This is a genomic window from Thiohalospira halophila DSM 15071 (assembly GCF_900112605.1).
In the GTDB taxonomy this organism is placed as follows: Bacteria; Pseudomonadota; Gammaproteobacteria; order Thiohalospirales; family Thiohalospiraceae; genus Thiohalospira; species Thiohalospira halophila.
Genome location: NZ_FOMJ01000008.1, coordinates 1 through 10,000 on the forward strand (window position 1 = coordinate 1; position 10,000 = coordinate 10,000).

Consider the following 10,000-nt stretch of genomic DNA (forward strand, 5'->3'; position numbering starts at 1 on the left):
TTACTCGATGATCTTCGAGACGACGCCGGCACCCACGGTGCGGCCGCCCTCGCGAATCGCGAAGCGCAGACCGTCCTCCATGGCGATGGGCGCAATCAGCGACACCGTCATCTGGACGTTGTCACCCGGCATCACCATCTCCGTGCCCTCCGGCAGTTCCACCGAACCGGTCACGTCCGTGGTACGGAAATAGAACTGCGGCCGGTAGCCGTTGAAGAAGGGCGTATGACGCCCCCCCTCTTCCTTAGAAAGCACGTACACCTCGCACTCGAAACGCGTGTGCGGCGTGATGGAGCCCGGCTTCGCCAGCACCTGACCACGCTCGACGTCGTCCCGCTTGGTGCCGCGCAGCAGCACACCCACGTTGTCGCCCGCCTGGCCCTCGTCCAGCATCTTCCGGAACATCTCCACACCGGTGACGGTGGTCTTCGCCGTGTCGTGCAGACCGACAATCTCCACGTCGTCACCCGTCTTGACGATGCCCCGCTCCACTCGGCCGGTCACCACGGTGCCACGACCCGAAATGGAGAAGACGTCCTCCACCGGCATCAGGAAATCCCCGTCCACCGCACGCTGCGGCTCCGGAATGAAGGCGTCCATCTCCTCGACCAGCTTCACGATGGACGGAATGCCGATGTCCGAGGTGTCACCCTCCAGCGCCTTGAGCGCCGAGCCGGGCACCACCGGAGTGTCGTCACCCGGGAAGTCGTAGGAGGAAAGCAGCTCGCGCACCTCCATCTCGACCAGCTCCAGCAGCTCCGGGTCGTCCACCATGTCCGCCTTGTTCAGGTAGACCACAATGGCCGGAACACCCACCTGCCGCGACAGCAGGATGTGCTCCCGCGTCTGCGGCATCGGGCCGTCCGCCGCCGAAACCACCAGCACCGCACCGTCCATCTGCGCCGCACCCGTGATCATGTTCTTCACGTAGTCGGCGTGGCCGGGGCAGTCCACGTGCGCATAGTGACGCCCCTGGGACTCGTACTCCACGTGCGCCGTGGCGATGGTGATACCGCGCTCTTTCTCTTCCGGCGCGCTGTCAATCTGGTCAAACGCCCGCGTCTCACCACCGTGCTCTTCACCCAGCACCTTGGTCATCGCCGCCGTCAGCGTCGTCTTGCCGTGGTCCACGTGACCAATGGTCCCCACGTTGACGTGCGGCTTGGTGCGCTCGTATTTCTCCTTGGACACGGGCCTAGCTCCTCAGATTGCGCTTGTCGTGATCGGGCGCCCCACCGGGCGCCCCTCGGGAAGCTGGAGCCCATAAGCAGATTTGAACTGCTGACCTCTCCCTTACCAAGGGAGTGCTCTACCACTGAGCTATATGGGCTTAAACCGGTTCCGCCTCTCGGGCGGCCACTGTCACCGGAATGGAGCGGGTGATGGGATTCGAACCCACGTCATCAGCTTGGAAGGCTGAGGTTCTACCATTGAACTACACCCGCCTGGAATCGAGGCGGGCGATGCCCGCCCTGTCCCGTTACTACTCTTCGATGTCTGGTGGAGGGGGGAGGATTCGAACCTCCGAAGGCTGAGCCGTCAGATTTACAGTCTGATCCCTTTGACCACTCGGGAACCCCTCCGTAAATGAGCCGGCTATTCTGTAGAAGTGAAAACCGGGTGTCAACCACCGTCGGGGTCGGCAACCACGCGATCCCGACCCTGCGCCTTGGCACGGTAGAGCGCCGCGTCGGCCCGTTCCAGGACGTCGGTCGGGCGCTCCCCCCTACGGCGTTGCGCAACCCCCAGACTGACGGTCACCCCCACCTCCTGTCCACCCCCGCTGCCGCGGCGGCTCGGGTCTCGGCGGGAGGTGCGCAGGGTGAAGGGACTGTCGGCGATCACCGCCCGAAGCTCATCGGCCAGGGGCCAGGCACGGTCCAGGGACGCACCGGGGAAGAGGAGTGCGAATTCCTCGCCGCCGTACCGGAACACCCGCACGCCGCGGGCGCCCCGCGCCAGCCGCGTCGCAACGTAGCGCAGGACCTGGTCACCGGCCTCGTGGCCGTAGGTGTCGTTGAAGGACTTGAAGTGATCGACGTCGACCATGGCTACCGAGTAGCGCCGCCCCGGCCGGGTCAGGCGCTCCATCAGTGCGCGCCGACCGGGGAGCCCGGTCAGCTCGTCGCGGTAGGCCATCCGGTGCCCCTCCAGGATGACGCCAATGCCGATGGCCAGGCCGGCGATGGTCCAGGCGACCTCGGCAGTCATGGGGTCGGTGGCGCGGTGGAGGGCCGCGATCACCGCGCTGGTACCGGCGAGGATGCCGATGCTCACGGCGGTGCGCCCGACCAGGGCGCGCACCAGGTAGGCACTCACTCCGGCCAGGAGGACCAGGGCGGCGGGCGCCGAGACCGGCAGCGCGACCCCGGCGGGGATCAGGGGCTCGACCAGGGCGACCCGGACGTCCGGCCACCGGCCGCCCGCGAGCAACCACGCCCCGGCGCCATTCAGGGCCGCGAGGAGGAAGACCACCAGGGCCGGGGGCCACGGCTCGGGCCGGATCGCCAGCACCAGGAGACTGGAACCCAGGGCCAGGGCGAGGAGCTCCCGGATCGCGGCTGCCTCCGCGCCCGTCATGGCCAGCCCGGCAAGCAGGTAAAGACTCAGGAGCAGGAGGGTCAGGAGAAGGGCGCCGTAACGACCGAACAGCAGGGCCAGGCCCGCCGCCAGGGCGAGACCAACCCAGGGGAGGTAGACCAGGAAATGGACGGTCTCGGAGCCAAGGGGTAACCGCGCGACGACGCTTACCACGGCCACTGCCAGGGCCGGGAACAGGAGGGCGGCAGCCACGAGGTGCCAGCGCCCGCTCATCGCGACGCACCCCCCTCGGGATGTATGGAGCTGGCGACAGGATTCGAACCCGCGACCTGCTGATTACAAATCAGCTGCTCTACCAACTGAGCTACGCCAGCAAGATGGGACCACATGGTACCAGTGCCTCCTCAGGAGGAGGCGGGATTGCGCTGGATGCGCTCGACGATCTCGGAAGTGGAGAGGCCGTCGACGAAATCGAGGATCACCACCTCGCCCCCGGCGCTGCGCACACACTCGTGGCCGGCAACCTCGTCGGGCTGGTAATCACCGCCCTTGACCAGGTAGTCGGGACACAACGCGCAGATCAGGCGCTCCGGCGTATCCTCGCTGAATGGAACGACCCAGTCCACCGCCCGCAGCCCCGCAAGGACCGCCATGCGACGATCCACCGGGTTCAGAGGCCGGCCCTCCCCCTTGAGGCGACGGACCGAGTCATCATCGTTGACCGCCACGATGAGCCGGTCGCCCAGGGCCCGGGCCGACTCCAGGTAGGCAACATGGCCGGCATGGAGCAGATCGAAGCAGCCATTGGTGATCACCACCCGCTCGCCCTTCTCCCGGGCCGCCGCCACGGCTCGCTGAAGCTGTTCCTCGTTGACCACGCCGAGGCCAACCTCTTCCGCCTCGGCCATCTCGGCCATCAGTTCCGGTGCACTGACGGTCGCGGCCCCCAGACGGCCCACCACGAGCCCCGCCGCGGCGTTGGCCAGGGCCACCGCCCGCGGGAGGGGCTGGTCGGCGGCGAGGGCCGCGCCCAGGGTCGCGATGACAGTATCCCCGGCGCCAGTCACATCGAAGACCTCGCGCGCCCGGGCCGGCAGGTGGAGCGGTTCGCCTTCGGGACGGATCAGGGTCATACCGGCCTCGCCGCGGGTAACCAGCAATGCCCCCAGCGAGAGCGCATCGAGGGCGGTCCGGCCATGCGCGACCAGCGTTTCTTCGTCGCTGCAGGGGCCGGTAACCGCCTCGAATTCCGAGAGATTGGGGGTAAGTAGGTCCGCCCCCTGGTAACGCGCGAATTCGTGGCCCTTGGGGTCGACCAGCACCTTCGCCCCGGCCTCGCGGGCAAGGCGGATGAAGCGCTGGGGATCGGCCAGGGCGCCCTTGGCGTAGTCGGAGAGGATGACGACATCGGCCTCCCCCACGACCTCCGCCACCGTCTGTTCCAGCGGGGTGAGGTCGAGGTCGTGAAAGGGCTCCTCGAAGTCCACGCGCAGCAACTGCTGGTGCCGTGCAAGGACGCGCAGCTTGGTGATGGTCGGACGCCCCGGGACCCGCACCAGGCGCGCGTCCACGCCGGCGTTGGCGAGCTCATGGCCGATACGATCACCCGCATCGTCCGCTCCCACCAGGCCCACCAGGGTCGGGCGCAGGCCCAGGGCGGCGAGGTTCAGGGCCACGTTGGCCGCCCCGCCGGGCCGGTCCTCGCTCTCCTGCATCCGGACCACCGGCACCGGGGCCTCCGGCGATATCCGCCCGGTCTGGCCGTGCCAGTAGCGATCGAGCATGACATCGCCCACCACCAGGACGCGGGCGGTGGAGAAATCAGGCAGGGCTGCGGTCAAGCCGGATCCCCCTCGAACGCCTCGCAGAGGAGGTGAAGGATCAGGATATGGGCCTCCTGGATCCGGGCGGTGGCGTCGACCCCGACCACCAGTGGCAGATCGACGGCGGTGGCCAGTGGACCCCCGTCCCGGCCCAGGAGACCGATGGTGTTCATCCCCCGCTCGGCGGCCGAGGCAACCGCGGCGGCCACGTTGGGGCTGTAGCCGGAGGTGGACAGGGCCAGCAGGGTGTCACCGGAGCGGCCCAGCGATTCCAGCTGACGGGCAAAGACCCGCTCGAAACCGTAATCGTTGCCGATGGAGGTCAGGGCCGAGGTATCCGTGGTCAGGGCTATGGCCGGGAAGCCCGGTCGGTCGGCCTGGAAACGGCCGGTAAGCTCGGCGGCGAAGTGCTGGGCGTCGGCGGCGGAGCCGCCATTACCGCAGGCATACACTCGCCCGCCACCCTCGAAGGTCCGGGTCAGGAGGTCGGCCGCCTGGTGGATAGCGGGGGCCAGGTCGGCCACCGCCTCGATGGCGCGGCGGTGGCCCTTGAGGCTCGCTTCAATATCCATGGATCTCCGGTAGTCTCTCCCCGGTTCCGGGGCGCAATCTAACAGGCGACGGCCTCACTGCTGGTGAAGTCCATCGCAGGGCCGTTCGGTGAGTGCGGCCTCTTCTTGCTCGACGAGGCGCCGGACCCCCGCCACAGAGCCACCGGCCCCCTCCGGCACCTTCAGGCCGAGAAAAGGTGCACGGGTCTTGCGTGACTGCTCGGTGATCCGGGCATCAAACCCATCCGCCTGGAGGCGTTGCTGATGCTGGGAGGCATTGGCTCGATTGGCGAACACGCCCAGCGAGATACTGCGGGCCATGTCGCCATTGCGGACCAGCAGGATGTCCCGATAGCCGGCGGCCTTCAGTGCCTCCTGCCGCTCCCGGGCGCCGTCCATGTCCGGGGCCGGGGGCAGGTGGACCCAGTACCGCGACTCGGAACGGTCTCCCTGCCAGCGCTCCACGATCCGCAACGGAGTCTCCGCAACCCGGGCCTCGACCCGATCGAGGAGTTCCGGGCTCAGGGGGCCCAGCGCATAGCAGGTGGGACGGGTGCTCCCGGTGGTGCCACGCTCTTCGGGATCGCCGGGGTCCGAAGACCCCCCCGTTGTTTCGGGGACGGCGACCTCCGGGGTCGGTGCGGGCGCGGACGTCTCTTTCGACCCGGCCCCCGAACGGGAAGCCGCACCCGACTCCGCCTTCTCGGCATCGGGGGAGCCATCGTCCGGCCTTCCCTCCGTAGCGCTCGCGGTGGCCCGAGCAGCGGCCCGAGCCGCCCCGTCCTCCCCGGCCCGGCCCGTGCCGGCATCCTCCTCCGGCCCGGAATCCTCGGGCGGCGGGAGGGGTTCCAGAGTCGCGACATCCTGGCCGGGCAGGACCACATCCTCGCTGATTGTATCGCCTCCCCCGAAGGCCATGTGGTAAGCCAGGAAGCCGAGATTCAGCACCAGCAGCGTCAGAAAGAGGATCCGCATGCGTCTTCAGTCCATGGGCTCGGCGGCCATCTGGGCCAGTCCTTCAAGAACCAGTCCGGGGAGCAGGTCCCGGGGCGGGGCGATGCGTTCTGCCACTAGGAGAGCGCCACCACCAGTCAGGAAGCATGGTACCCCGGAAAGCCCCTGCGCCGCCAAGTGGGCCCGGATCTCGGCCACGGCACCCACCACGGCGTGGACAATGCCGCGGCCAACAGCCGAGGGGGTGTCCCGCCCGACGGCGGTTTCCGGGTCCGGGGCCGCAGTATCCACGGCCGCCGTGCCGCTCGCGAGGGAACGTGCCATGAGATCGAGCCCGGGGAGGATATAGCCTCCGCGGTGTTCACCGGCGATAAGGACATCCACGGTCACGGCCGTCCCGATATCGACCACGACTGAGCCTGCAGGGGCACGCCGGTTGGCGGCGACGAGGGCCGCGAAGCGGTCGATACCCAATTGCCCCGGCTCCCTGTACCCATTCCGGACGCCCCAACCGAACCCGGGGCTCCGCAGGAGCTCCGGTTCCCGCTGCCAGGCGGCGTGGGCCGTGCTACGGATCGTCTCCCGCACGTCGGGGCCGGCGACCGCGCCTACCAGGATACGGTAGGGCGCCTTTGCCCGGGCCCAGGCCGCCTCGACCTCGGTGGGGTCGGCAGTCGGCACCGCCACTTGCCAGTGGATCCGGCCTGCCCGGACCGCCGCCCATCGCAGTCGGCTATTGCCCGCATCCACTACCCAGTCCATTGGGCCTCTCGCAGACTCACGTCACCGCCATTGATCCGTTCCAATCCGGCCGCTGTCTCCAGGCAAAGGGCGCCATCAGCCTCGATTCCGGCCGCTCGGCCCTCCCAGATCTGCTCCGGTCCCTGCACCCGCACCTCCCGGCCGCGATAATAGTCCCGCTGGCGCCAGCCATCGAGCCACGGGCCCGGATCCGCGGTTACCAACGGCAGCGTCGGAAGGATTCTCGACAGGAGCCCAACGGCGAGGTCTTCGGCCCTGGGGACCGGGAGGCCCGCCGCCCGGAGGGAGGTCCGACCGCCGAAGGCCGGCTGCTCGAGGTTCAGGCCGATCCCGACAACCAGCTGCCATTGGCCACCATATTCGCCACGGCTCTCCATGAGGATGCCTCCCAGCTTGCCCCCCTGTAACAGGAGATCATTGGGCCATTTGAGCGCGACCCGAGCCCCCGGGACGACGGCCTCGATCGCCTCGCCGACGAGGGTTGCGATGGCAAGCGGCGTAGCGGGGGCCGGAAGCCCGGACCGAACCAGACTGACGGAGAGGTAGAGCCCTGCGCCGGCGGGGGAATCCCAAACCCTTCCCAAACGCCCACGACCTGCCGTCTGGCTGGCCGCTATACAGATATGCGCCCCCCCGGCCTGACGGGCATGGGGATGCCGCAGAAGCCAGCTGTTCGTGGAATCGGTACGGTAGAGCGACTGCAGGCTCGCGAGCTGCTGCCTAGCCCCGGGGGGAAGGCTCCCGGCGACAAGGTCCGCCCTTGGCGGGCGAGTCGATGGAGGAATACGGTAGCCGTGACGGCTCCGTTCCACCATCAGTCCCATACCCTCGAGCGCGGTTACGGCCTTGCCAATGGCCGCACGGCTCACCCCGAACTCACGAGCCAGTGACGGGCCGGTGTGCCAGCGGCTATCCGAGAGGCAGTGAAAGAGGCGGGTGCGCGTAGTCATGGGCGGAGTCTACCAGACCCCGCCCAGCCCTATGACTCAACCCGCATGCTCGAGAAGCGGCCGTTCACCTCGCCGGATATGGCGCTCGATGAACTCGGCACGCCCGGGTCTGCGTGCGTTGACCTCGTCGCGACAAAGAGATGGCTCATTGGCCGCCGTGGCGAGCATCACTTCGAGCTCGGAGAGGTCGACCTTCGGGCGGGTCAGGTCCTGGGAGGTCGGGTTATCCAGGGCTCCCACCTCCCAGAACATGCGCGGGTGCCACATCTGGTTCTGCACGCCCTGGCTGCGCAGCAGCTTGATGCAGCGGTCATTGAGCTCTTCCTGGTTCATGACGAACCCCCTTGGCGGTAGCCGAGTGAATTACTCGGTTATTAACCCTAGGAGGTTCGCCGGGCCTTGTAAAGGCTCCCGGCGAGCAAGTTCAGCTGCCGTCGAGTCCGGCCGCTGCCGGGCTGCGGAAGAGACCCACGCGAAGATCTTCCGCCTCGTAGATCACGTTACCGTCGACCTCCACCCGGGCGTCGGCGAGTCCCATAAAGAGGCGCCGCCGGATCACGCGCTTGAGGTCGACGCGGTAGATGACCTGATGGTTTTCGGGGAGCACCTGACCGGAGAACTTGACGTTACCGGCCCCGAGGGCGCGGCCGTGACCTTCGCCTCCATTCCAGCCGAGGAAGAATCCGACCAACTGCCAGAGGGCGTCGAGGCCCAGGCAACCCGGCATCACCGGATCGCCGGGGAAATGGCATTCGAAGAACCAGAGATCGGGGCGGAGGTCGAGCTCCGCGACCATGGAGCCCTTGCCGTAACGGCCGTCGTCCCCGGCAATGTGACTGATCCGGTCGAACATAAGCATGGGCGGAGCTGGCAACTGGGGGTTACCGGGCCCGAAGAGTTCGCCCCGGGAACAGGCAAGGAGGTCGTCGTAATCGTAGGCGTGTTTCGGTTCCATCACCGATCTCCGGACAAAAAAAACCCCGCACAACGCGGCGCGGGGTTTAGGTTTGGAGCCTGGCGGTGACCTACTTTCGCACGGGTAACCCCGCACTATCATCGGCGCTGAGCAGTTTCACTTCCGAGTTCGGGATGGGATCGGGTGGTTCCCCCTCGCTATGGCCGCCAGGCAAAACGGTATGCGACAGGTCTTGAGCCTGTCTGCATGTTCGGGAAGCCGGCGCTGCGTGCACGCATCGCCCAGGACACTTGGGTGTTGTATGGTCAAGCCGCACGGGCAATTAGTACTGGTTAGCTTCACGCATTACTGCGCTTCCACACCCAGCCTATCAACGTCCTAGTCTCGGACGGCCCTTCAGGGACCTCGAGGGTCCAGGGAGACCTAATCTTGAGGTGGACTTCCCGCTTAGATGCTTTCAGCGGTTATTCCTTCCGTACGTAGCTACCCGGCTGTGCCACTGGCGTGACAACCGGAACACCAGAGGTACGTCCACTCCGGTCCTCTCGTACTAGGAGCAGATCCTCTCAAGTCTCCAACGCCCACGGCAGATAGGGACCGAACTGTCTCACGACGTTCTAAACCCAGCTCGCGTACCACTTTAAACGGCGAACAGCCGTACCCTTGGGACCGACTACAGCCCCAGGATGTGATGAGCCGACATCGAGGTGCCAAACTCCGCCGTCGATGTGAACTCTTGGGCGGAATCAGCCTGTTATCCCCGGAGTACCTTTTATCCGTTGAGCGATGGCCCTTCCACTCAGGACCACCGGATCACTAAGACCTGCTTTCGCACCTGCTCGACGTGTATGTCTCGCAGTTAAGCACCCTTATGCCTTTGCACTCGTTGCACGATTTCCGACCGTGCTGAGGGTACCTTCGCGCTCCTCCGTTACTCTTTGGGAGGAGACCGCCCCAGTCAAACTACCTACCACGCGCTGTCCCTGAACCGGATGACGGCCCAAGGTTAGAACCCCAAACATGCCAGGGTGGTATTTCAAGGTTGGCTCCGCCGGGACTGGCGTCCCGGCATCCAAGCCTCCCACCTATCCTACACAAGCATGCTCAAAGTTCAGCGCGAAGCTGTAGTAAAGGTTCACGGGGTCTTTCCGTCTTGCCGCGGGTACACTGCATCTTCACAGCGAGTTCAATTTCACTGAGTCTCGGGTGGAGACAGTGGGGCCATCGTTACGCCATTCGTGCAGGTCGGAACTTACCCGACAAGGAATTTCGCTACCTTAGGACCGTTATAGTTACGGCCGCCGTTTACCGGGGCTTCGATCAAGGGCTTCGCCGAAGCTAACCCCATCACTTAACCTTCCGGCACCGGGCAGGCGTCACACCCTATACGTCCTCTTACGAGTTAGCAGAGTGCTGTGTTTTTAGTAAACAGTCGCAGCCCCCTGGTCACTGCGGCCTCCTTCCGCTCCGGCCGCAAGGGCCTTCACGTACAAGAGGCGCACC

At 66.5% G+C, this 10,000-nt stretch carries 9 protein-coding genes, 4 tRNA genes and 2 rRNA genes (1 of these 15 cut by a window edge); all 15 read right to left on the minus strand.

Going from position 1 to position 10,000, the window contains the following annotated elements; all coding sequences use genetic code 11:
- Entirely contained in the window at positions 1-1,191 is a 1,191-nt protein-coding gene (tuf, locus tag BM272_RS10815; RefSeq protein ID WP_093428818.1) for an elongation factor Tu, read from the minus strand.
- Positions 1,192-1,255: 64 nt separating this feature from the next.
- Positions 1,256-1,330: transfer RNA gene (locus tag BM272_RS10820), tRNA-Thr, on the minus strand.
- Between the two features lie 41 nt (positions 1,331-1,371).
- A tRNA-Gly gene (locus BM272_RS10825) sits at positions 1,372-1,445 on the minus strand.
- A 53-nt stretch (positions 1,446-1,498) separates the two neighbouring features.
- Positions 1,499-1,583: transfer RNA gene (locus BM272_RS10830), tRNA-Tyr, on the minus strand.
- A gap of 40 nt (positions 1,584-1,623) precedes the next feature.
- The gene (locus tag BM272_RS10835) at positions 1,624-2,814 is read right to left on the minus strand and encodes a GGDEF domain-containing protein (RefSeq protein ID WP_093428819.1); all 1,191 of its coding nucleotides are present in this window, start codon (positions 2,812-2,814) and stop codon (positions 1,624-1,626) included.
- A gap of 25 nt (positions 2,815-2,839) precedes the next feature.
- A tRNA-Thr gene (locus BM272_RS10840) sits at positions 2,840-2,915 on the minus strand.
- 30 nt (positions 2,916-2,945) lie between these two features.
- The gene (gene hldE / locus BM272_RS10845) at positions 2,946-4,382 is read right to left on the minus strand and encodes a bifunctional D-glycero-beta-D-manno-heptose-7-phosphate kinase/D-glycero-beta-D-manno-heptose 1-phosphate adenylyltransferase HldE (protein ID WP_093428820.1); all 1,437 of its coding nucleotides are present in this window, start codon (positions 4,380-4,382) and stop codon (positions 2,946-2,948) included.
- A complete protein-coding gene (locus BM272_RS10850; RefSeq protein ID WP_093428821.1) occupies positions 4,379-4,936 on the minus strand; it encodes a D-sedoheptulose-7-phosphate isomerase in 558 nt (185 codons plus the stop codon). The genes hldE and BM272_RS10850 overlap by 4 nt, the downstream gene beginning before the upstream one ends.
- Before the next feature lie 54 nt (positions 4,937-4,990).
- Positions 4,991-5,890 (minus strand): SPOR domain-containing protein, encoded by a 900-nt coding sequence (locus BM272_RS10855; RefSeq protein ID WP_093428822.1) that lies wholly within the window; start codon positions 5,888-5,890, stop codon positions 4,991-4,993.
- Between the two features lie 6 nt (positions 5,891-5,896).
- Positions 5,897-6,631 (minus strand): type III pantothenate kinase, encoded by a 735-nt coding sequence (locus BM272_RS10860; RefSeq protein ID WP_093428823.1) that lies wholly within the window; start codon positions 6,629-6,631, stop codon positions 5,897-5,899.
- Positions 6,619-7,581, minus strand: a complete 963-nt coding sequence (locus tag BM272_RS10865) for a biotin--[acetyl-CoA-carboxylase] ligase (RefSeq protein ID WP_093428824.1) — start codon at positions 7,579-7,581, stop codon at positions 6,619-6,621. The genes BM272_RS10860 and BM272_RS10865 overlap by 13 nt, the downstream gene beginning before the upstream one ends.
- 36 nt (positions 7,582-7,617) lie before the next feature.
- The gene (locus tag BM272_RS10870) at positions 7,618-7,914 is read right to left on the minus strand and encodes a hypothetical protein (RefSeq protein ID WP_093428825.1); all 297 of its coding nucleotides are present in this window, start codon (positions 7,912-7,914) and stop codon (positions 7,618-7,620) included.
- A gap of 91 nt (positions 7,915-8,005) precedes the next feature.
- Positions 8,006-8,536: a 3-hydroxyacyl-[acyl-carrier-protein] dehydratase FabA gene (gene fabA / locus BM272_RS10875; RefSeq protein ID WP_143613244.1), complete on the minus strand. Its 531-nt coding sequence runs from the start codon at positions 8,534-8,536 to the stop codon at positions 8,006-8,008.
- Positions 8,537-8,593: 57 nt separating this feature from the next.
- Positions 8,594-8,708: ribosomal RNA gene (rrf, locus tag BM272_RS10880) — 5S ribosomal RNA — on the minus strand.
- Positions 8,709-8,798: 90 nt separating this feature from the next.
- A 23S ribosomal RNA gene (locus BM272_RS10885) occupies positions 8,799-10,000 on the minus strand; it runs 1,683 nt beyond the window's last position.